Below are 19,831 nucleotides of genomic sequence, written 5' to 3'. Positions count from 1 at the left end.
ACCAGTTTAAATTGGTCCTCCCCGAAAAGCGTACCCCCAGTCAAGGGGGTACGGCGCGGCGAGGGCTAGAAGACCGGGCCGATGCGGAAGTGGAAGACCCCGCTGGGGTGGGCGGCGCTGAAGCCGTAGTCGAAGCGCAGCGCTGGCAGCAGCACCGAGCCGTAGCCCAGGTTCAGCTGCACCCCGGCCCCGAAGCCGGTCTTGAGGTCCAGCGCCTCGCCGGGGTTCCACACCGAGCCCACGTCCACGAAGAGGATGCCGATCACGGTCTGGCTGATCGTGGTCTGCAGGTTGAAGTCGTAGCGGTACTCCAGCGAGCTGCCCAGCAGGTAGCGGCCGGAGAGTTCCATGGGGTTGTAGCCGCGCAGCGTGGTGATCTCGGTCTGGTTGCCACCGAGGAAGAAGACGCGGCTTGCCGGCGGATCCCCCAGCACCGCGCCCGCCGAGGCCCGCAGCGCGAAGACCTGGCGCGGGTCGCCTTCGACGACCGTGTAGGTCTTGAAGTTGACCCAGCCGGGAACGAACTGGCTGAGGCTGCCGCCGTAGGGCAGGTTGAGGCCGTAGGCGAGCGATCCGGTGAGGGTGAAGCCCTGGCTGGGGAACTGGGGGTTCTCGACCGTGCTGTAGGTGGCCGAGGCCCCGATCGAGTAGCTCTGGTAGGGGATGGGCAGCAGGCTGCGGGCGGTGGCCTCGTCGGGGGTGCTGGGCTTGTTGGGGTCGTAGATCTCCAGCTTGGGGTAGACCCACTCCGCGTCCAGGTTGGCGAAGACCTTCAGGTTCTCGAGCTCGCCCGACCAGGGGCGGCCTATGGAGAACTTGCCGCCGCTGCGGCGTTCGGTGTACTCCCAGCCGGTGTCGTTGCCGTTCGCGTCCTCGAGCGGCAGGTTGCCCTGGGGGTAGGTGTAGACGCTGAGGCTCAGGCTGGTGGGCACCTGCTGGAAGTCGAGCGCGTCGAGCCAGAGCCAGGGGATGTTGTAGCTGGCGCGCAGGGTCAGGTTGTCCCCGGCGTCGTTCTCGCCGAAGACCAGGTTGAGGCTGGCCTGGTGGGCGCGGCCCCAGAGGTTCTTGCTCTCGAGCGTGGCCTGGCCGCTCCAGCCCTCGATGCTGGACCAGGCCACGGCGGGCGCCAGGACGGTGGACTTGGCCTCCTTGAGGCCGAGCACCAGCACCACGCGGTCGGGGGCCGCGCCGGGGGCGGTGGAGACCGCGGGCGGTTCCGCAAGCAGCCCCGAGCGCAGCAGGTTGCTGATTCCCTTGCGGATGGCGGGAACCGAGAAGAGCTCGCCGGGGCGGGGGAGTTCGCGAAGGATGACGAAGTCCTTGGTGCTGTGCGCCCCCTGCCACTCGAGGCGGTAGCCCTCGATGCGCAGCTCGTGCACCTTCTGCAGGTAGACGCCGTCCTTGAAGGCGAAGTCGGGTTGGGCGCGGATCTCGTAGCCCGCCTCCCGGTAGGCCTTCTGGATCCGCAGGAAGTCCTCCTGGGCCAGCTCGGGCGAGAACAGGTCGCCCGGCTGCAGCCGCAGCAGCGGCTTCAGGGTCCCGGGGTCCAGCGCGGTCGCGCCCTCGATGCGGACCTCGCGGATCTTGCCGTAGCGCACCGCTCCCGGGGTGAGGACGACGCGCACCCCGTCGCTGCCGACGGGCTCGAGCTGCAGCTTGATCTCACGCTCGAGCTGCCGCGAAAGCCGGGCGATCTCGTCGAGCAGCCGGTCGTAGTTGAGCACCTCACCGAGCGGCACCTGGGGCTGGACCCCGTCCAGCGCCGAAGCGTCCACCTCCACGACCTTGAGCTCGCGCACGAAGACGGTGAGCACCCCGTCCTCCAGCCGCGAACGCCGGGTGTCGACGCCCGAGAAACGGTAACCGGCGTCGAAGTAGCGCCGGTTCACCTGCTCCACGGCCGCGCGGTACAGGTCCCAGGCGAAGCTTCCGTGGTCGAGCAGCGGCTTGAACGCCGCGCGCAGCTCCGACTCGGGGAAGACGGTCGCCCCTTTGAGCTCCAGCTTCTTGAGCGGCGGCGTCTCCTTGACCGTGTAGACCAGCTGCACCCCGTCCTGGCCTTCGCGGGTCTCGAGGGCCACCTCGGGCGCGAAGGGGAAGCCGCGCTCGCGGTAAAGCGAGGCCAGCCGGTCGGCGCCCTCGCGCGCCCGCACCGGGTTGTAGGTGGCGCCGGGCCCCAGCGCGAGCTCGTCCCCGAGGAGCCGGGCCAGCTCTTCGGGGGGGAAGGCCTCGGCCTTCACCTCCACCCCCGCGATGGGGGGGTTGGGCTCGAGCCGGACGCGCAGCACGTCGCCCTCGAGGGCGACCTCGACCTTGCGGAAGTAGCCGCTGTCCATGAGCGCGGCGCGCACGGCCTCGAGGTCGATCGAGGCCGTGTCCTGCCCGGGTTCCACGGGCAGGGCCACGCGCGCCAGCGCGGTGAGCACCGGGTCGGCCCCCTCGATGCGGATCTCGGCGAGGGGGGCGGCCAGGGCGAAGCCGAAGAGCAGGAGGACCAGGACCAGGTAACGTCGCATACCCTGATGCTACCGCCACGGGTGAAGTAGGCGTGAGACCCGTGTGGTAACGTAATATCGTGAGCTACGAGGCGATCATGAACGCGGTGGAGGCGGTGCGCGCGCGCACCGATTTTTCACCGGAACTGGGCCTCGTTCTGGGGTCGGGCCTGGGCCCGCTCGCGGACGAGATCGACACCGTGGCCGAGATCCCCTACGGCGAGATTCCGGGTTTCCCGGTGTCCACGGCGCCGGGCCACGAGGGCAAGCTGATCCTGGGGCGGCTCGCGGGGCGGTCCGTGGTGGCCTACAAGGGCCGGGTGCACTTTTACGAGGGCTACCCGATGGAACGGGTGGTCTTCCCGGTGCGGGTCGGCTACTTCCTGGGCGCCGCGCGCTTCGTCGTCACCTCGGCGGCCGGCGGGCTCAACCCGGCCTTCCGGGCGGGCGACTTCATGCTCCACCTGGACTTCATCAACGCCATGGGCGAAAACCCGCTGCGCGGGCCCAACGACCCCCGGCTCGGCCCCCGTTTCCCCGTGACCTTCGACGCCTACGACCCCGAGTACCTGGAGGTGGCGCGGCGGGTGGCCCGGGCCCAGGACGTGCGCCTGCGCGAAGGGGTCTACCTGGCCATCAGCGGGCCCAGCTACGCCAGCCGCAGCGAGCTCCGGATCTACCGCTACGGCATGTACGCCGACGCCATCGGGATGTCCACCGTGCCCGAAGTGATCGCGCTGCGCCACCTAGGTGCGCGGGTGCTGGGGCTTTCCACGATCACCGACATGGCGCTGGCCGACAGCACCCACCACGCCGACGAGCAGGAGGTGATCCGGGTGGCCCAGGAGCGCAGCCCGGTCTTCCGCAGGCTCGTGGCCGGCATCGTCGCCGAGCTGCCCTAGCGATGGCCCTTCCCGAGGTGCTCGCCCGCATCGAGGCCGCGGCCCGGCGCGCCGGGCGCGACCCCGCGGACGTGCGTCTGGTGGCCGTGACCAAGGGCCACGGCCTGGACGAGATCGAGCGCAAGGTGCTGCGCTACGGCGACTTCCCCCTGGGCGAGAACCGCATCCAGGAGGCGCGCCCCAAGATCGCCGCCTGGCCCGAGCGCGAGTGGCACTTCATCGGCCCCCTGCAGCGCAACAAGGTGCGCTACCTGCGCCCCTTCCGGCTGGTCCACTCGGTGGACTCGCTGCGGCTCGCCGAGGCGCTGGCGGCGCGCGCCGAGCGCGAGGGCTACCGGCCGCGGATCCTGCTGGAGGTCAACGTGGCGCAGGAGCCGCAGAAGCACGGCCTCGATCCGTCCGCGCTGGACGCGGCGGTGCGCGCGCTGCGGGGTCTGGAACCCCTGGAGCTGCGGGGTCTGATGACGATGGCCCCGCTGGCGGACGACCCCGAAGAGGTGCGCTGGGTCTTCCGGGAGCTGGCTGCGATGGCGCGCGAGCACGGCCTCCCCGAGCTGTCCATGGGAATGTCCGGCGACTACGAGGTGGCCGTCGAGGAGGGGGCCACCCTGGTGCGTGTGGGACGAGCGCTCTTCGAGGGGTAGACTGGTCAGCGATGGAGTTCAACTCGCTCGACATCCGTTATCAGGAGTTCAAGCGCGGCCTGCGCGGTTACGCGGTCGAGGAGGTGCGCGCCTACCTGGCGCAGCTGGCCGACTTCGTCGCTGAGCTGGTCGAGGAAAAGCAGCGGCTCGAGCAGCAGGTGGCCGAGCTGGAAGAGAGCCTCCAGCAGCACCGCCAGAACGAGGAGGAGCTCAAGCGTGCCGTGGTGGCGGCCGAGCGCATCGCCCGCGACGTCAAGCAGCAGGCGCAGCGCGAGGCCGAGCTGATCGTCAAGGAGGCCCAGAGCCTCAAGGAGCAGACCCTGCGCGAGGCGGTGGAGCACGTGAAGCGGGTCCAGCGCGACCTGGACGTGCTGCGCCGCGAACGTGACCTCTTCAAGGAGCAGTTCCGGGCCTTGCTCGAGGGCTACCTCAAATCCCTCGAAAACGGCGGCGACTGAAGCCTCAGTGGGTGAACCCCAGCCGCGCGAGCGCGTAGAGCAGCCGCTCGCGCAGCCGGTAGCTGCTGGAAAAATGCCCCCGCACCGGCCAGCCGCGCGCCTCGAGGCCGAGCCGGCGCGCCAGCAGCAGCGCCCGCGGCAGGTGGGGTTCGTCGGTAACGATCCAGACGGGACCGGGCTCGAGCAACGGCCGGGCCCGTAGCAGGTTTTCCCAGGTGCTGTGGCTCTCGGTCTCGCAGGCCAGCGCCGCGGCGGGCACCCCGCGGTCCTCCAGGTAGCGGCAGCCCGACGCCCCCTCGCTGAAGCGGTCGCCGGGGGCGCGGCCGCCGCTGACCACGATGCGTGCCGTGCGGCCGCTGCGGTACAGTTCCAGGGCGGCGTCCAGGCGGGCGCGGAAGACGGGCGAGGGGACGCCGTCGTACTGGGCCGCGCCCAGCACCAGCGCCTGCCGGGGCTCGGCCGCGGCCTCGGGCACGCGGGCCGCGACCAGCGCTCCCAAGAGCGCCAGTCCGGCGAGGCCTACGCGCCATCTCCGCACGGCCCCACGTTACCCACGCGGCCGGAGAATGTCCAGTTCGTGGTAGAATGTAACTGCGCAAGAGACGCAGCCAAACGTACATGAACAAACTTTACGGAAACGTCCAAGGACTCAAACCTTCCCTGAAAAAGAAGCTCGGGAACCTGTACCGCCGGCGGGTCCCCGCGAACCGGCTCTACACCGCGGAGCTGGCGCGCACCCTGGCCCAGCTCTCCGCCGAGGTCGGGCGGCCGGTCAGCCTGCTGCTGGCCCGCAACGGCCAGATGCGCGCGGTCGCCGTGGGCGACGCCGCAGCGCTGCCGGTGCCCGAGCACGCCTACCTGGAGTCGCGGCTTTCGGGTTACCGCATCGTGCACACCCATCTGGGCGGCGGCGGCCTGAGCGCCCCCGACCTCTCCACCCTCTTCCTGCACCGCTACGACTCGATTGTCGCCCTCGACGTCGAGGAGGGGCGGCCCACCCGGGCCCACCTGGCCCACCTCGTGCCCCCCGAGGCCGAGGAGGAAGACTGGCGCATCTACCCCGCGCGCCCCTGGGACGCCTACCTGCAGTGGGATTACGGCGCGGCGCTGGCCGCGCTGGAAGAGGAACTGGCGCGGCAGGCCGACCTGCGTGAGCTCGAGGACGGCTCGGGCGAGCGCGTCATCCTCGTCGGCATCGACGAGGGCCAGGGCCCCGAGGCCGAGCTGCGCCTCGAGGAGCTGGCCGAGCTGGCGCGCACCGCGGGGGGCGTGGTGGTGCACCGGGAGCTGGTCTACCGCCGCACCCTGGACCCGCGCTACGCGGTGGGCCGGGGCAAGCTCGACGAGCTCACCAGCGTGGCCTACCACGAAAACGCCGGCACCCTGATCTTCGGCGTCGACCTCACCCCGGCGCAGGCGGGGGCGATCGAGCAGGCGACCCAGCTCAAGGTGCTCGACCGCACCCAGCTGATCCTCGACATCTTCGCGCGGCACGCCCGCACCCCCCAGGCCGAGGCCCAGGTGGAGCTGGCGCAGCTGCGCTACCTGCTGCCGCGCCTGGTCGGCAAGGGCAAGCAGCTCAGCCGTCTGGGCGGCGGCATCGGCACCCGCGGGCCGGGCGAGACCAAACTGGAGGTCGACCGCCGGCGGATCGGCGAGCGCATCCACCGGCTGACCCGCGAGATCGAGCGCATCGCCAAGCAGCGCCGCGAGGCGCGCAAGTCGCGCAAGCGCAACCGCGTGCCCGTCGTGGCCATCGTCGGCTACACCAACGCCGGCAAGACGACGCTGCTGCGGGCCCTGACCCGCAAGGGCGACGCGGGCGAGAACAAACTCTTCGCGACGCTGCGCCCGCTCACCCGCCGCGGCTACCTGCCGGGCTACGGCGAGGTCCTCTTTACCGACACCGTGGGCTTCATCCGCGACATGCCCCCGGCGCTGGTGACGGCCTTCCGCGCCACCCTCGAGGAGCTCTACGAGGCCGACCTGGTGCTCCACGTGGTGGACGCCACCGCGGACGGAGCGCTCGAACACCACCGCGTGGTCGAGGAGCGGCTCGGGGAGATGGGGCTGGAGGCGCCGCGGCTCGTCGTCGTCAACAAGATCGACCGCGCCGACCCCTTCGACCGCATGCGGCTCGAGGAGCAGCTGGGCGGGGTCGCGGTCTCGGCGCTCGAGGGACGTGGCCTCGAGGAGCTGGCGAGCCGGATCGTGCGGGTCCTGATCGGTTCGGGCCTGCCCGCCCAGCCCTGGGCGCAGTACGACGTGCGCCCGATGGGGTAGCATGGGCGCATGCACAAACGACCCTTTGCGTTCCTGCTGATCCTCGCCCTGCTCGCCGCGCCGGCGCTGGCGAGCGCCGCGACCGTGGTGGCCCGGGTGGGCGACCGCGTCATCACCCAGGCCGACCTGGACCTGCAGTTCGACCTCTTCCTCCGCCAAAGCACCGGCGGCGCGGCGCTCAGCGACGAGCAGCGCGCCCAGCTGGCGCCGCTGAAGAAGCAGTACCTCCAGCGGATGGTGCAGGACGCCGTCGTCGTCCAGGCGGCCGAGCGCCTCGGCCTCGCGCCCGACGAGGCCACGATCGACCGCCGCGTCGAACAGGCCAAGCAGCGGCTTTCCGGCGAGGACGCCTTCCTCGCCGCGCTCAAGCAGTACGGCATCCCCGACGTGGCCACCTACCGGCGCATGGCCTACGACGCCATGGCCTACAAGGCCATGATCGGCTGGATCCGCGAGCGCCTGAGGGTGTCGGAGGCCGCCACGCGCATGCTCTACCTGCTCGACCAAAGCGCCTACGCCGAGCCCGAGCAGATCTGCACCGCGCACATCCTGGTTCCCAGCCGCGAGGAGGCCGAGGACGTGATCGCCCGCCTCAAGGACGGCGCCGACTTCGCTGAGCTGGCCCGGCAGGTGTCCAAGGACCCGGGCTCCGCCCCGCGCGGGGGCGACCTTGGCTGCGTCGCCCTGGGCCGCTTCGTGCCCGAGTTCGAGCGGGCCGCCCTGGCGCTCCAGCCCGGCCAGGTCTCCAAGCCGGTCCAGACCCAGTTCGGCTGGCACGTGATCCGCATGAACGAGCGGCTTCCCGCGCGCGTGCGCCCCTACGAGGAGGTGCGGGGTCAGATCCGCGCCCGGATCGAAAGCCGGGCCATCGAACGCTTCGTCAAGAACCTGGTGGCGCACGCCGACGCGGAGGTCTACCCCGACCGCGTGCAGTGACCCCATGAACCCGCTCGAGGAACTCGCCCACGCCGCCCGTCGGCGTGGGTTCGACGTGCATTTCGCGCCGGCGCGCCTGCCCGAGGCCTACGGCCGCGCCTACCTGGACTGGCTCGCGGCGGGGCGGCACGCCGGCATGGCCTACCTGGCGCGCGACCCCCACGCGCGCATCGATCCCGCACGCCGCTTCCCCTGGTTCCGCGGCGCGCTGGTGCTCAGCCTTTCCTACGCCTACCCCGAGCCGCCCCGGCCGGCGGGGGGCGTGCGGCTGGGCCGGGTGGCCCGCTACGCCTGGGTGCGTGACTACCACCTGCGGATCGATCCCCGGCTGCGCGACCTCGAAGACCTCTGTGGGCGTCTCGGGGGGCGCTGCCGCGGCTACGTCGACCACGGCCCGGTGCTGGAACAGGCCTACGCCGCGGCCGCGGGCGGCGGTTGGATCGGCCGCAACGGCCTGTGGCTCACCCAGCAGGGCGGCAGCTACCGGCACCTCGCGGTGTTGCTGACCTCCTGGCCCGCGCCCCCCGCCGCGCCCCATCCGAATCGCTGCGGCCGCTGCGCCGCCTGCGTGCAGGCCTGCCCCACCGGGGCGATCGTCGCCGACGGCGTCGTCGACGCCCGCCGCTGCGTCAGCTACTGGACGATCGAGCACCGCGGCCTCGTCCCCCTGGAACTCTGGGACGGCATCGGCGACCGGCTCTTCGGCTGCGACGACTGCCAGACCGTCTGCCCCTGGAACCGCAGGCCGCGCGCCGCGGACCCGCTCCCCGATCCGGAGCTGGCCTGGCCCGACCTGGAGGGTTTCTTCAGGCTTTCCAACCGGGCCTTCGCACGGCGCTACGCGGGCAGCGCCTTCCTTCGCAGCGGCCGCGCGGCGCTGGCGCGCAACGCCCTGATCGTCCTCGCCAACCGCGACCCCGAGGCGCTGGCGAGACTCTTGCCCGCGGCGCTGGCCGATCCAAGCGAGCGGGTCCGGGCCACCGCAGCCGCCGCCGCCGCGCGCACCGGCAGGGGCGCGGAGGCCGCGGGCGCGCGCGGCTCGCTGGGGGAGGCCGCGCGCGGCTACGTGAACCGGGCGCTAGAGCTCTTCGGCTAGGCCGCCGTTGCGGATCGCCTGGGCCACCACGTCCGGGAGCCCCCAGGCCTGCACGTCGAAGACGGTCTGGCCGATGTCGTAGTCGATCTTGAGCGTTTCCACCTCGACGGCGTCCTCCGCGATCGTGAGGATCATGGCGTCGGCGCCGGGCTCGCCGCCCAGCGTCATGCCCACCGAGCCGGGATCGATCAGCCAGTAGTCGCCCACCTGGCGGTGGAAGGGTACGTGGCTGCCGCCGGTGACGACGATGCGGCTCGACAACCGCTCGAAGACGGGGATCAGCTCGGCCGAGGGCTTGGAGAGCGGAAAGCGTTTTTCCGGCTGGTAGGGCAGGCCGTGAAAGCCGCGCAGCCGCCCGAAGGGGGTGTGGAGGCGGTAGGTGACGGGGAGGTAGCGCAGCCAGTGCAGTTCCTCGTCGGTCAGCTGTTCGCGGGTCCAGTCGAGGATTTCGTCGGCCACCCCCTCGCGCTCGGTCTTGGCGAAGGGGAAGGCCAGGTTGGCGTCGGAGGAGCCGAGGGTGCAGACGATGTTGCGCCGGCGCAGCAGCTGAACCACCTCGCGCGGGTGCGGGCCGTAGCCCACCACGTCGCCGAGGCAGAGGAGGAAGTCCACCCCCTCCTCGTCCAGCGTCCCCAACGTGGCCTCCAGGGCCGGAAAGTTGGCGTGGACGTCCGAAAACAGGCCGAGGCGCATGGCTCTAGTTTACGGGATGCGGGAGCCGGCGTCGGGCAATTCTCACCCGGGGGCGGTAGTTTGGGTCCATGGTGGCCTTCTTGTTGGGCGCGGCGCTGGCGCTTACGCTGCCTCCCTTCACCTGGGGCTGGCTGGCGCCGCTGCCGCTCGCCCTGCTGCTGCGGATCTGGAGCGGCCCCCGCCGGACGCGGGCGGCCTTTCTGGCGGGCCTCGGGTTCTGGGGCGTGCACCTGATCTGGCTGCCCCAGAGCTTCACCGCGATGTTCGGCGGGCTCGGGGCCCTGCCCTTCGTACCCATGATCGCGGCCGAGGCGGGGTTCTGGGCCCTGGTCGTCTACCTTCTGGGGCGGCGCGGTCTCGCGCTACTGGGGGGGTGGCTGCTCCTCGACTACCTGCGCGCCAACCTGGGTGTGCTGGCCTTCCCCTGGGGCGACCTCGGCTACGCCCTTACCGACGCCCCCGGCCGCATGCTGGCGGCTTTGGGGGGCGTGCACCTGCTGACGCTGGCGGTGTTGCTCACGGCCTACGCGCTGGCGCGGGGGCGCTACCTGGCGCTCGTGCCCTGGGCGTTGTTGTGGTTGTGGCCGCTGCCGCAGGCCGCGGGTGGGGAACGGGCGCTGCTGGTGCAGGGCGCGATCGACCCGCTGGCCAAGGTGCGGGGGGTGGACTCCGAGCGGCGCTACCTGGAGCTGACCCGCAGCGGTTTGGCGGCGAACCCGGGGGTGGGGGTGGTGGTCTGGCCCGAGACCGCGGTGCCGCGGCTGCCGGACGGCCTCGAGTCCTGGCTGGGCCCCCGCGCGCTCGTCGCGGGCGTCGCCGCCTACCAGGAGGGCTACCGCAACCGCGTCGTCTGGTGGCAGGACGGCGGGGTGCGCGCGGTCTACGACAAGCACCGCCTGGTGCCCTTCGGCGAGTTCTTTCCCTGGCGGCCGCTTCTGGGCTGGGTCTACGGCTACTTCTTCGACGCCTTCGGCCTGGGACCGCTCGCGGACACCGTCGCCGGGACGCGCATCGAACCCCTGGGGCCTTACGGCGCCTACGTCTGTTACGAGTCGGTCTTTCCCGGCATCGCCCGCAGGCTGGCGCGCGAGGGGGCGCGGGTGCTGGTGAACGTCAGCAACGACGCCTGGTTCGGCCCCAGCTTCGGCGCGGCGCAGCACTTCGCCATGGGCCGCCTGCGAGCGGTGGAGACGGGCCGCTGGCTCCTGCGCGCGGGCAACGACGGCATCACCGCGGTGGTCGACCCCTACGGCCGCGTGACCGCCCGGCTCGAGCGCGGCCGGCCGGGGGTGCTCGCTGCCGCCTATGCGCGGCTGGACGGCCGCACCCCCTACGTGCGCTTCGGTGAGGCGCCGGTCTTGCTGCTCGCCCTGGGACTTGCCCTCCTCGGGCGGGCGCCGCGGCGCGGCCCCTTCTGAACCGTCAGGCCGGGCCCCGTCCGGCGGTAGAATGCCCCCATGCGCGCCTTGCTATCGGTATCGGACAAGACGGGTCTGCTGGAGTTCGCCCGCGGGCTCGCGGCGCTGGGGTTCGAGCTGGTCTCCACCGGGGGGACGGCCCGCGTCCTCGCCGACGCCGGGCTCGCGGTCACGCCGGTCGAGCGGGTGACGGGCTTCCCCGAGGTGCTGGGCGGTCGGGTGAAGACGCTGCACCCCCGCGTGCACGCCGGGGTGCTGGCGCGCGCCGACCAGCTGGACGAGCTCGAAGAACTCGGCATCGCGCCCTTCGACCTGGTCGCCGTCAACCTCTACCCCTTCGAGCGCACCGTGGCCGCGGGGGCAGAGGCGGCGGAGGCGCTGGAGCAGATCGACATCGGCGGCCCCACGCTGCTGCGGGCGGCGGCCAAGAACCATCCCCGGGTCTGGGCCGTGGTGCGGCCCGAGGATTACCCCGCGGTGCTCGCGGCCCTCGCCACAGGCGACGACCGGGTCGCCGCGCAGCTGCGCGAGCGGCTGGCCGCGCGTGCCTTCGCCCACACCGCCGCCTACGACGCCGCGATCGCCGGGTGGTTCGCCGATCGGTTGGAGGGGCGCTTTCCGGAGCGCAGGCTGCTCGTCCTCGACAAGGCGGGGGACCTGCGCTACGGCGAGAACCCGCACCAGGCGGCGGCGCTCTACCGGGTGCGGGGCGAGACGGGGCCGCTGCTCGAGGCCGAGCAGCTCCAGGGCAAGGCGATGAGTTTCAACAACTACGGCGACGCCGAGGCCGCCTGGAACCTGGTGAGCGCCTTCACGGAGCCGGCGGCGGTGGCCGTCAAGCACCAGAACCCCTGCGGCGCGGCCGTGGCGCCGACGCTGGCCGAAGCCTTCCAGAAGGCCCACGACGCTGACCCGGTGAGCATCTTCGGGGGCATCGTCGCTCTCAACCGCCCCGTGGACGCGGAGACCGCCGCGAAGCTGGCGCCGATCTTCCTCGAAGTGGTGCTGGCGCCGGGGTTTTCCGGCGCGGCGCGCGAGGCGCTCGCGCACAAGAAGAACCTGCGGCTTCTGCGGGTGCCCGAGCCCGCGCGCGGCGAATACCTGGACTTCAGGCGGCTGCGCGGCGGCCTGCTGGTGCAGGACGCCGACGTGGCGCCGCTCGAGGCCTCCGCCCTGCGGGTGGTCACCCAGAGCGCTCCCACCGAGGACGAGTGGGCCGACCTGCGCTTTGCCTGGAAGGTGGTGCGGGCGCTGCGCTCCAACGCCATCGCGCTGGCGCGGGGCGGGGCGACCGTGGGTCTGGGCATGGGGCAGACCAGCCGCATCGACGCCGCCCGGCACGCGCTCGAGCAGGCCGGCGAGGCCGCCCGCGGCGCGGTGATGGCCTCCGACGCCTTCTTCCCCTTCGACGACGTGGTGCGTCTCGCCGCCGAATACGGCGTGCGCGCGGTCATCCAGCCGGGCGGTTCCAAGCGCGACGCCGACTCGATCGCCGCCGCCGACGCGGCCGGCATGGCCATGGTCTTCACCGGGCAGCGGGTCTTCCGCCACTAGCGGCGGCGGCCCCAGTAGACGACGGCCACCGCGGCCACGGCCAGGGCCGCGAGGGTGTTGGGCAGCCAGTGGTAGGCGCGGCTGACCCAGTTGTCGTAGAGGGCCCAGGCCACCAGCGCGTTGGCGACCACGAGGAGGCCCAGGCGTGCCGGCGCGCTCATCTCAGAAGAGGGGGTCCTGGGCGGAGGCCTTGATCTCGCGTTGGGGCTTGGGGCCGAGCCGGTCGAGCGTCTGCTTGACCGTCTGGATGTCCTTCCAGGTCAGCGCCTTGGGGCTTCCGGGGGCGCGCGAGGGGTTGCGCAGCAGGTAGGCGGGGTGGAACATCGGGAAGACCTGGATGCCGTTCCACTCGAACCACTGCCCCCGCACCTTGGTGATGGGCAGCTTCTCGCCCAGGAAGAACTGGGTGGCCACCGAGCCGAGCGGCACGATGATCTGCGGCCGGATCAGCTCGATCTGCTTGAGCAGCCACAGCGAGCTGCAGATCTTGGACTCGTCGGGCAGGGGGTTGCGGTTGCCCGGCGGACGGCACTTGACGATGTTGGTGATGTAGACGCTCGAGCGGGGGATGCCGGCCGCTTCGAGGATGCGGTCGAGCAGCTGGCCGGCGCGGCCCACGAAGGGCCGGCCCTGGGCGTCCTCGTCGGCGCCCGGGCCCTCGCCCACGATCATCAGCTTGGCGTCGGGGTCGCCCTCTCCGAAGACCACGTGGGTGCGCCCTTCGTGCAGCCGGCAGGCGGTGCAGTGGGCGGCCTGAGCGGCGAGCTCTTCCAGGCTCATCGCGGGCGTTACTCCATCGGCCGGCGCTGCTTGCGGGCCTCGCGGCGGACCTTGGGGTCGAGGCCGATCATCAGGAAGAAGTTCTCGAGGGCGTTCTCCTTGCCCTTGATCTCGGGGTAGGCGTCCTCGGCGGTGCCGGTGACGAAGGGCAGGGACTGGTAGAGCTCGAGCGCGTACTCGACCACCGCGTCGGGGCCCTTGCTCTCGGCCAGCTCGGCCAGCTGGGTGTACACCTCGCGGCGGGCTTCGGCATGCGTGCGGAAAACTTCGGGGTTCGGGGTCTCGGGGGCGCGCAGTACGTCCTGCTTGGCGATGCGGCGGTAGTGCTTCAATCCACGGACGATTTCCTCGGTGGATAGCGTGACCTTATACTGCATCCCGGCTCCTTTCGCATACCAAAAATCCGCCCATCGGTATCGGGCGGAGGAGGTCTTGGGGCGAAGCCTGTTTCATCTACTCGATTATAGGCTGTGGAAAAATGCAGTGTCAACGAAATGAAATAAACCTTTACAGGTTCCTAACCGCCCCCTCCGTATAATCGAAACGTGAACCACATTGGTCCGTATTTGCTGAACCGCATCCGCGCTCGCGAAGGCGCCATCGAAATTTGGGAGGGGCAGGACACCGTGACGGGCACCCCGGTGCTCGTTTACCGGCCGCTCGAAGGGGCGGCCCCGAGCTTTCGCATCCAGGGCACCCTCAACTGGCAGGGGCGGGAGGACGACGCCTGGATCGCCGAGCTGCCGTTCGGCGCGGTGCCGCTGGCGCAGCTGCGCGGCGAGGTCAGCCCCCACGAACTCACGGCCTGGACCCGGCGTCTGCTGGGGGCGCTGCTGGAGATGAAGGCGCTGGGGCTCGAGCACGGCCGTCTCGACACCGAACGGCTCTGGGTCAAGGGGGACGAGGTCTGGATCGAGGGGGTGGGCCTGCCGGTCCCGGCGCGCGCCGCCGACGAGGCGGCCCTGGTCGAGGCGTTGCGCGAGGCGGCGGGCGACACCTGGCCGGGCTGGCCCTTCCACCGCGTCATGGAACGGCTGGCCGAAGGGGCCGTGGACCTGCGCGAGGCCGCCGAGTACCTGGCCGACCCGCGGTCCCTCTCCGAGCTCGAGGCCCTTGCCGAAGACGCCGACGGACCGGCCGCCGTCCCTCCTCCCGAACCGCCGGCGACGGGCACGGTGCGCGTCCTCGGCCGCCCCGAGAACCCGCCCGCGCCCGCGGAAGAGGCCCCGCTGTCCGAGCCCGCCCCGCCGCCCGAGCCCGAGGTTCCGGAGCCCCCTCCGCAGAAGGCGCCGCTGTTCCCGCCCGAGCCCGACCGCGCCCCGCCGCCCGAGCCCGAAGCCGCTGCGTCCGCGGAAGCCGAGGCCGAAGGGCCGGTCCACGTGGAGCCCAGGCCCACCGACCCCAGCCGGGTCGTGCGCATCGACGAGGTCAGCGAGCCCGCCTTCGAGGTCATCGAGCCGCGGGGCGCCGCCAGCGGGAGCGACCGGCGCTGGCTGCTGCGCGGGGGTGCGCTGGTGCTCGTCGTGCTGCTGGCGCTGGCGGTCGTCTGGTGGAAGGGCCGCACGCCGGCGCCGGGCGCGGCCGAGGGCTACGCGGTCGAGTTCCGCGTCGAGCCGCCCGAGGGCCGCGCCGAACTGGTGCTGCTCGACGCCCCCGAGGCCTCGCAGCTGGTGCGGGGCCGGGTGCTGGCCATCATCCCCGGAAAGGTCTACTTCGACGTGCCCGGGGTTTACCGCATCCAGATCCGCGCCGAGGGCTATCTGCCCCAGGAAAAGCTGCTCAACGTTCCACCCAGCACGGGGTCCGTGACGGTCCGCCTGGGCCCCTGAGCTGGGTAGACTGGGGCCATGAGTGTCGTCATCCTCGACTTCGGTTCCCAGTACACCCACCTGATCGCGCGCCGCATCCGCGAGCTGCACGCCTACTCGGTGGTGCTGCCCGGCCCCGCGCTGCTCGAGCAGGTGCGGGCGCACGCGCCCGGGGCGGTCGTGCTCTCGGGCGGACCCAGCTCGGTCTTCGACCCCGCGGCGATGCGTCCCGACGAGGGCGTCTTCGAGCTGGGCGTGCCGGTGCTGGGCATCTGCTACGGCATGCAGTACCTGGCCCAGCGCTTCGGCGGCCGGGTCGAGCGCGGCGGCCGCGCCGAGTACGGCAAGGCCTGGCTGACCCGCTTCGAGGGCCCGCTCTTCGAGGGGATGTCGGGTGAGGTGCAGGTGTGGATGAGCCACGCCGACGCCGTCACCGAGCTGCCCCCGGGTTGGCGCGCGGTCGCGGCCACCGAGGAGAACCCGGTCGCGGCCATCCAGGACGGCACCGGCCGCTTCTTCGGCGTGCAGTTCCACCCCGAGGTGGCCCACACCCCCAAGGGGATGACGATCCTCGAGAACTTCCTACGCGTCGCCGGCGTGCGGCGCGACTGGACGCCCGACCACGCCCTCGACGCCGCGCTGGAGGAGGTGCGCTCCCGGGCGGCTGGCGAGCGGGTGCTGCTCGCGGTCAGCGGCGGGGTGGACTCGAGCACCCTGGCGCTGCTGCTCGCCCGCGCCGGGGTGGACCACGCCGCCGTCTTCGTCGACCACGGCCTCCTGCGCCTGGGCGAGCGTGAAGAGGTGGAGCGCGCCCTTTCGTCCGCGGGGGTCAACCTGGTCACCGTGGACGCCCGCGAACGCTTCCTGGCCGCACTCGCCGGCGTGAGCGACCCCGAGGCCAAGCGCAAGATCATCGGCCGCGAGTTCATCGAGGTCTTCAAGGAGCAGGCGGCCCGCCTGGGCCCGTTCCGGTTCCTGGCCCAGGGCACCCTCTACCCCGACGTCATCGAGAGCGCCGGCGGCACCGGGGCGGCCAACATCAAGAGCCACCACAACGTTGGTGGCCTGCCGGCCGAGCTGGGTTTCGAGCTGCTCGAACCCTTCCGCTACCTCTTCAAGGACGAGGTGCGCGAGCTGGGCCTGCTGCTGGGCCTGCCCGACGCCGTCCGTCTGCGCCACCCCTTCCCGGGGCCGGGCCTGGCCATTCGTATTCTGGGGCCGGTGGACGAGGAAAAGCTCGACCTGCTGCGCCGCGCCGACGACCTGTTCATCAGCGCCCTCAAGGACCACGGCCTCTACGACGAGGTTTGGCAGGCGCTGGCGGTGCTCACCCCGGTGAAGAGCGTGGGCGTGACCGGCGACGAGCGCCGCTACGGCTACGTGCTGGCGCTGCGCGCGGTGACCAGCGTGGACGGCATGACCGCCGACTGGGCGCGCCTACCCCACGACTTCCTCGACGAGGTGGCGCGCAAGATCCCGCAGCGCATCCCCGAGATTGGCCGCGTCGTCTACGATCTCACCAGCAAGCCCCCGGGGACGATCGAGTGGGAGTGATGGACTGCACCGTCGAAGTCTTCACCGACGGCTCCGCCGACGACAAGCGGCGCGGCGGCTGGGCGGCGCTGTTGCGCAGTGGCGGCCGCGAAAAGCTCATCAGCGGCGCCGAGCCGAACACCACCAACAACCGCATGGAGCTGACCGCCGCGGTGATGGCGCTCCGGGCGCTCAAGAAGCCCTGTGTGGTGCACCTCTACACCGACTCGCAGTACCTCAAGAAGGCCTTCACCGACGGCTGGCTCGAGAAGTGGCAAAGGAACGGCTGGAAGACGGCGAGCCGGCAGCCGGTGAAGAACCAGGACCTCTGGCGCGTTCTGCTCGAGGAGACCCGGCGCCACGAGGTGCACTGGCATTGGACCCGCGGTCACGCCGGGCACCGTGAGAACGAACTCGTGGACCGCGAGGCGAACCGCCGCCGGAACGCACTCAAAGACCCTTAGAATCGGCCCATGGAATACGCGACGCCCGCGGTCTGGGCTGGGCTTCCAGGGAATCACCGTCTACGTCCCAGGGGCCTGCGGGTTTACGACCTTGGAGGAGGGGCAGAGCGTTTTCGTACCGGCGAAGGCTACGTCTACGCCCGCGTCGGCACGCCCACGCAAAAGGCACTTGGGGACAGGGTTCCCATGACTTTCCGAAAGGGATCTCCTGAGAGATCTTGCAGCGCATCGCCGAGATTGGGTGCGGCTTACACCTTTCCAGAAGTTCTTGTGGACGATCGAGTGGGGATGACAAGTGACCTGGTTCCGTTTGCCATCGCCTGAGGCTTTGCTGGCCATGTGCTTGAGCTGATGCGGGTGAGCGCCGGTTATAGGCGGGGAGCCCCGGTGCTGAGGGAGGTCTCCCTTCGAGTTGTCCCCGGAAAAGTGCGTGCTCTGGTAGGGGCGAACGGCGTGGGAAAGACCACGCTTTTGCGCTTGGCCCTGGGCATGCTTGCTCCGTGGTCGGGTCGGGTGATCTTGTTTGGGCAGAACCCCCTTTTGTCCACTAGTCGTTTTGCTGGCCGAGTTGGGATGGTGCTTGACGGCAGGAGGCGGCTGGAACCCCGTTGGACCGGTTGGGAGAACATCGAATACCACGCCGCCCGCCTGGGACTTTCTCCACGGGAATACCGGAATTGGGGGTTTCACCTGCTTGAGCGGTTTGGATTGCCTGAACATCATGTGGTCAACCGCTACTCCCGGGGCATGCGACAGCGGCTCAGGCTCGTGATCGCCTTCTTGCCTCGCCCGGAACTCTTGCTCCTCGATGAACCAACCCTGGGATTGGACGTCGTAGGACAACGAGTCCTGATGCAGATTCTGGAAGAGGAGCGCCGGGCAGGACGGGCCTTGCTCATCACCTCGCAGTCATTAAATTTCTTGGAAAGAATAGCGGATACTTTTACCGTTTTGCGAGCAGGTCGGGTACTTGCTGAGGGTTCACTTGAAGCCATTGCCGAGACCATGGGGCAGAACCTCCGATTGCGCCTGGTTCTGGCCCATCCCGAGCGTTTGAACGGAAGCCTGCCGCAGGGCTGGGAGAAGGATGAAATGGGTGGACTCTTGGGTCCTATGGAGGCAGGTTCTTTAGCTTCCGTACTCGAGCTGGTAGCCGCCAGGCAGGCCGGGCTTTTGGATATTGAGCGGGAATCTCCTTTGGAAAGGGGTGTCTCGGAAGAACAATGAAACGTGCGGCCAGGTGGTTTTTGACGCTCCTAAAGCTGCAAGCTATTCAGGAGTTACGCCACCCGGTGGCCTTTGCCTTCAATTTGCTGTCGTCGGCCCTATTCTTGGGTCTTCTCGCGGTGACGGGTAAGGCGCTGGGGCAAGATCGGTCCTTGGCCGCCCTCTTGCTGGGGTTTATGGTCATGCTGTCCTTGCAGGCTCCGGCCAGGGCTTTAGAGGATCCATCGGCTTCCCAAGAGGAAATCCTTTTAGCCAGGTGGCCCCTCATTGGTCTCCTTTCGGGGGAAGCGCTGGCGCGGGGGATTTGGATGATGGGCCAATTGAGCTTGGTGTTCTTGTTGCTCGCACTGCCCCTTCGGCTTGAATTCGAGGAGCTCCTTGCCTTTTGGCGCTGGGCGCCTTTGGCATGGTGGATTGGCCTGGGTCCGGGTCTCTTCTTGGCAAGTGCCACCCTGCTTTTCAAACGTACCGGGGCCCTCGTGAACCTGCTCTCCTTGGCCGTGTTGGGCGGTGCGGTCATCCCTATCGCTGCTGGAAAGTCGGTTTCGGTTTTTCCCTACCTCCAGTTGGTGGCGTTGGTTCGGGGATCGGCCTTGAATGAACCGGGGATCTGGTTTGCGGCCACGCTATGGGTACTCGCAGGTGCAATCTCCTTGCTGCTCGCACTGCGCGTAGCGGTGCATCGCGGTTTGTTGGGTGTTCGCTAGAATATAGGCAGGACCATATGGAGGAAACCTGCGTCGTACAAAGCCAGGAAGAGGCGCGCGCCTTGGCGAGCCCCTTGACCCTCCAGATCCTTGCTGCATTCGACGAACCCAAGACCGCGGCCGATGCGGCCCGGAGACTGGAACTCCCCCGAAACCGGGTCGGCTACCACGTGCGTAAGCTGGCAGGAGTCGGGTTATTGCAAGAGGTTCGCCGCCGGGGCCGGCGCATTTATTACGAACGCCGGGCAGCGCGGGTAAAGATCCCCTTCACACTGATGCCTTTCGCCGCCCCCGGCGAGGCGGTTAGCCGCTACGCAGAAGACTTCGTCAAAGGCTTGCTGGAGCGCGCGGTGCGGTACAGCTTGATGGCGGAGCGGCCGGATGAAGACTTCCTAGTTTTGGGAGCGGCCGATGCGAGGATGCCGTCCCCGGTCACGGCGCTGCTTGGGGAAGCGGCGTTTTCTTCTCGCGCCTTGGATCTGCTCAAAGAGCTGGAGGCAGAGCTTCGCCAGCCAAAGCAAGACGCCATTCAGGGCAGAGAGAAGAGAGTGGGTGAATACCTATTCGCGGTCATCGTCGTGCCCTCGGATTAGTGCTAAGAGGCGTCTTAGGCTATACACCGAGCGCAAGCTTCATGGCCCAGCTCAAGGCAGCCAGACCTAGCAGGAGCAGGGGCAATACCAACGCCTCACGCACGTTGACCTCGCGTAGAAGGTTGGCGGCCGTGGTGATGAAGGCGAGGCCTACTAAGACCCAAGGCAGAACAAAGAGCCAAGCTTTCATCGTATAAGTCCCTTATGTAGATGAAACTCCAGGCTATCCATACCTCTCTT

20 protein-coding genes are annotated in these 19,831 nt (G+C 70.0%); 14 read left to right on the top strand and 6 right to left on the bottom strand.

Annotation, left to right across the window (positions count from 1 at the left end; genetic code table 11):
• Positions 1-65: 65 nt before the first annotated feature.
• On the bottom strand, positions 66-2,516 hold the full coding sequence (locus HNQ05_RS05145; RefSeq protein WP_147146647.1) for a BamA/OMP85 family outer membrane protein: 2,451 nt from the start codon (positions 2,514-2,516) through the stop codon (positions 66-68).
• A 77-nt stretch (positions 2,517-2,593) separates the two neighbouring features.
• On the opposite strand from HNQ05_RS05145, the gene HNQ05_RS05140 reads away from it, so the two are divergent.
• Genes HNQ05_RS05140 through HNQ05_RS05130 form a run of 3 tightly spaced genes read left to right on the top strand, consistent with a single transcriptional unit; the run spans position 2,594 to position 4,499 of the window.
• A complete protein-coding gene (locus HNQ05_RS05140; protein ID WP_147146794.1) occupies positions 2,594-3,397 on the top strand; it encodes a purine-nucleoside phosphorylase in 804 nt (267 codons plus the stop codon).
• A 2-nt stretch (positions 3,398-3,399) separates the two neighbouring features.
• Positions 3,400-4,041 carry a YggS family pyridoxal phosphate-dependent enzyme gene (locus HNQ05_RS05135; protein WP_147146649.1) on the top strand — a complete coding sequence of 214 codons (642 nt, stop codon included), beginning with the start codon at positions 3,400-3,402 and terminating at the stop codon, positions 4,039-4,041.
• 11 nt (positions 4,042-4,052) lie between these two features.
• The gene (locus HNQ05_RS05130) at positions 4,053-4,499 is read left to right on the top strand and encodes a DivIVA domain-containing protein (RefSeq protein WP_013457465.1); all 447 of its coding nucleotides are present in this window, start codon (positions 4,053-4,055) and stop codon (positions 4,497-4,499) included.
• A gap of 4 nt (positions 4,500-4,503) precedes the next feature.
• Here the strand turns inward: HNQ05_RS05130 and HNQ05_RS05125 are convergent, their stop codons facing one another.
• Complete coding sequence (locus HNQ05_RS05125; protein WP_147146651.1) at positions 4,504-5,037, bottom strand: YdcF family protein; 534 nt, start codon at positions 5,035-5,037, stop codon at positions 4,504-4,506.
• An 80-nt stretch (positions 5,038-5,117) separates the two neighbouring features.
• On the opposite strand from HNQ05_RS05125, the gene hflX reads away from it, so the two are divergent.
• The 3 genes from hflX to queG are packed head-to-tail and all read left to right on the top strand — an operon-like array spanning position 5,118 to position 8,814.
• Positions 5,118-6,782: a GTPase HflX gene (gene hflX, locus HNQ05_RS05120; RefSeq protein WP_147146653.1), complete on the top strand. Its 1,665-nt coding sequence runs from the start codon at positions 5,118-5,120 to the stop codon at positions 6,780-6,782.
• A 9-nt stretch (positions 6,783-6,791) separates the two neighbouring features.
• Entirely contained in the window at positions 6,792-7,718 is a 927-nt protein-coding gene (locus HNQ05_RS05115; RefSeq protein WP_147146655.1) for a peptidylprolyl isomerase, read from the top strand.
• A 4-nt stretch (positions 7,719-7,722) separates the two neighbouring features.
• Positions 7,723-8,814, top strand: a complete 1,092-nt coding sequence (queG, locus tag HNQ05_RS05110) for a tRNA epoxyqueuosine(34) reductase QueG (protein ID WP_147146663.1) — start codon at positions 7,723-7,725, stop codon at positions 8,812-8,814.
• On the opposite strand, the gene HNQ05_RS05105 is transcribed toward queG, so the two are convergent.
• Positions 8,797-9,507, bottom strand: a complete 711-nt coding sequence (locus HNQ05_RS05105) for a metallophosphoesterase family protein (RefSeq protein ID WP_147146665.1) — start codon at positions 9,505-9,507, stop codon at positions 8,797-8,799. The genes queG and HNQ05_RS05105 overlap by 18 nt on opposite strands.
• Before the next feature lie 68 nt (positions 9,508-9,575).
• Here HNQ05_RS05105 and lnt point away from each other — a divergent pair, with 68 nt between their 5' ends.
• Together lnt and purH are read left to right on the top strand one after the other, a co-directional pair.
• Positions 9,576-10,925: an apolipoprotein N-acyltransferase gene (gene lnt, locus HNQ05_RS05100; RefSeq protein ID WP_147146666.1), complete on the top strand. Its 1,350-nt coding sequence runs from the start codon at positions 9,576-9,578 to the stop codon at positions 10,923-10,925.
• A 39-nt stretch (positions 10,926-10,964) separates the two neighbouring features.
• Entirely contained in the window at positions 10,965-12,479 is a 1,515-nt protein-coding gene (purH, locus tag HNQ05_RS05095) for a bifunctional phosphoribosylaminoimidazolecarboxamide formyltransferase/IMP cyclohydrolase (RefSeq protein WP_147146669.1), read from the top strand.
• Here purH and HNQ05_RS05090 read toward each other — a convergent pair.
• The 3 genes from HNQ05_RS05090 to HNQ05_RS05080 are packed head-to-tail and all read right to left on the bottom strand — an operon-like array spanning position 12,476 to position 13,636.
• Positions 12,476-12,640 carry a hypothetical protein gene (locus HNQ05_RS05090; protein ID WP_183677636.1) on the bottom strand — a complete coding sequence of 55 codons (165 nt, stop codon included), beginning with the start codon at positions 12,638-12,640 and terminating at the stop codon, positions 12,476-12,478. The genes purH and HNQ05_RS05090 overlap by 4 nt on opposite strands.
• Position 12,641: 1 nt before the next feature.
• Positions 12,642-13,259: a uracil-DNA glycosylase gene (locus HNQ05_RS05085; RefSeq protein ID WP_147146670.1), complete on the bottom strand. Its 618-nt coding sequence runs from the start codon at positions 13,257-13,259 to the stop codon at positions 12,642-12,644.
• Between the two features lie 8 nt (positions 13,260-13,267).
• Positions 13,268-13,636 carry a hypothetical protein gene (locus tag HNQ05_RS05080; RefSeq protein ID WP_013457475.1) on the bottom strand — a complete coding sequence of 123 codons (369 nt, stop codon included), beginning with the start codon at positions 13,634-13,636 and terminating at the stop codon, positions 13,268-13,270.
• Positions 13,637-13,804: 168 nt separating this feature from the next.
• On the opposite strand from HNQ05_RS05080, the gene HNQ05_RS05075 reads away from it, so the two are divergent.
• The 6 genes from HNQ05_RS05075 to HNQ05_RS05050 all read left to right on the top strand — a co-directional run bounded on the left by HNQ05_RS05075 (position 13,805) and on the right by HNQ05_RS05050 (position 19,591).
• Positions 13,805-15,088 (top strand): peptidase associated/transthyretin-like domain-containing protein, encoded by a 1,284-nt coding sequence (locus HNQ05_RS05075; RefSeq protein WP_147146672.1) that lies wholly within the window; start codon positions 13,805-13,807, stop codon positions 15,086-15,088.
• Positions 15,089-15,106: 18 nt separating this feature from the next.
• A complete protein-coding gene (gene guaA / locus HNQ05_RS05070) occupies positions 15,107-16,621 on the top strand; it encodes a glutamine-hydrolyzing GMP synthase (RefSeq protein ID WP_147146674.1) in 1,515 nt (504 codons plus the stop codon).
• Entirely contained in the window at positions 16,621-17,064 is a 444-nt protein-coding gene (rnhA, locus tag HNQ05_RS05065) for a ribonuclease HI (RefSeq protein WP_147146676.1), read from the top strand. Before guaA ends, rnhA begins: the two co-directional genes overlap by 1 nt.
• Positions 17,065-17,415: 351 nt before the next feature.
• The gene (locus HNQ05_RS05060) at positions 17,416-18,291 is read left to right on the top strand and encodes an ABC transporter ATP-binding protein (protein ID WP_246104108.1); all 876 of its coding nucleotides are present in this window, start codon (positions 17,416-17,418) and stop codon (positions 18,289-18,291) included.
• Positions 18,288-18,998, top strand: coding sequence for a hypothetical protein (locus HNQ05_RS05055; RefSeq protein ID WP_147146679.1), 711 nt, complete (start codon positions 18,288-18,290; stop codon positions 18,996-18,998). Before HNQ05_RS05060 ends, HNQ05_RS05055 begins: the two co-directional genes overlap by 4 nt.
• Positions 18,999-19,015: 17 nt before the next feature.
• Positions 19,016-19,591 carry a winged helix-turn-helix domain-containing protein gene (locus HNQ05_RS05050; RefSeq protein ID WP_183677632.1) on the top strand — a complete coding sequence of 192 codons (576 nt, stop codon included), beginning with the start codon at positions 19,016-19,018 and terminating at the stop codon, positions 19,589-19,591.
• Positions 19,592-19,831 lie beyond the last annotated feature (240 nt).

The organism is Oceanithermus desulfurans (assembly GCF_014201675.1).
Lineage (GTDB): Bacteria > Deinococcota > Deinococci > Deinococcales > Marinithermaceae > Oceanithermus > Oceanithermus desulfurans.
Note: the sequence above shows the minus strand (reverse complement) of the source record. Positions and strands in the feature narration are given on the sequence as shown.

Coding starts and splice junctions, on each gene's coding strand:
- HNQ05_RS05145 (WP_147146647.1), bottom strand. CDS start 2,516: ATGCGACGTTACCTGGTCCTGGTCCTCCTGCTCTTCGGCTTCGCCCTG.
- HNQ05_RS05140 (WP_147146794.1), top strand. CDS start 2,594: ATGAACGCGGTGGAGGCGGTGCGCGCGCGCACCGATTTTTCACCGGAA.
- HNQ05_RS05135 (WP_147146649.1), top strand. CDS start 3,400: ATGGCCCTTCCCGAGGTGCTCGCCCGCATCGAGGCCGCGGCCCGGCGC.
- HNQ05_RS05130 (WP_013457465.1), top strand. CDS start 4,053: ATGGAGTTCAACTCGCTCGACATCCGTTATCAGGAGTTCAAGCGCGGC.
- hflX (WP_147146653.1), top strand. CDS start 5,118: ATGAACAAACTTTACGGAAACGTCCAAGGACTCAAACCTTCCCTGAAA.
- HNQ05_RS05115 (WP_147146655.1), top strand. CDS start 6,792: ATGCACAAACGACCCTTTGCGTTCCTGCTGATCCTCGCCCTGCTCGCC.
- queG (WP_147146663.1), top strand. CDS start 7,723: ATGAACCCGCTCGAGGAACTCGCCCACGCCGCCCGTCGGCGTGGGTTC.
- HNQ05_RS05105 (WP_147146665.1), bottom strand. CDS start 9,507: ATGCGCCTCGGCCTGTTTTCGGACGTCCACGCCAACTTTCCGGCCCTG.
- lnt (WP_147146666.1), top strand. CDS start 9,576: ATGGTGGCCTTCTTGTTGGGCGCGGCGCTGGCGCTTACGCTGCCTCCC.
- purH (WP_147146669.1), top strand. CDS start 10,965: ATGCGCGCCTTGCTATCGGTATCGGACAAGACGGGTCTGCTGGAGTTC.
- HNQ05_RS05090 (WP_183677636.1), bottom strand. CDS start 12,640: ATGAGCGCGCCGGCACGCCTGGGCCTCCTCGTGGTCGCCAACGCGCTG.
- HNQ05_RS05085 (WP_147146670.1), bottom strand. CDS start 13,259: ATGAGCCTGGAAGAGCTCGCCGCTCAGGCCGCCCACTGCACCGCCTGC.
- HNQ05_RS05080 (WP_013457475.1), bottom strand. CDS start 13,636: ATGCAGTATAAGGTCACGCTATCCACCGAGGAAATCGTCCGTGGATTG.
- guaA (WP_147146674.1), top strand. CDS start 15,107: ATGAGTGTCGTCATCCTCGACTTCGGTTCCCAGTACACCCACCTGATC.
- rnhA (WP_147146676.1), top strand. CDS start 16,621: ATGGACTGCACCGTCGAAGTCTTCACCGACGGCTCCGCCGACGACAAG.
- HNQ05_RS05060 (WP_246104108.1), top strand. CDS start 17,416: ATGCGGGTGAGCGCCGGTTATAGGCGGGGAGCCCCGGTGCTGAGGGAG.
- HNQ05_RS05055 (WP_147146679.1), top strand. CDS start 18,288: ATGAAACGTGCGGCCAGGTGGTTTTTGACGCTCCTAAAGCTGCAAGCT.
- HNQ05_RS05050 (WP_183677632.1), top strand. CDS start 19,016: ATGGAGGAAACCTGCGTCGTACAAAGCCAGGAAGAGGCGCGCGCCTTG.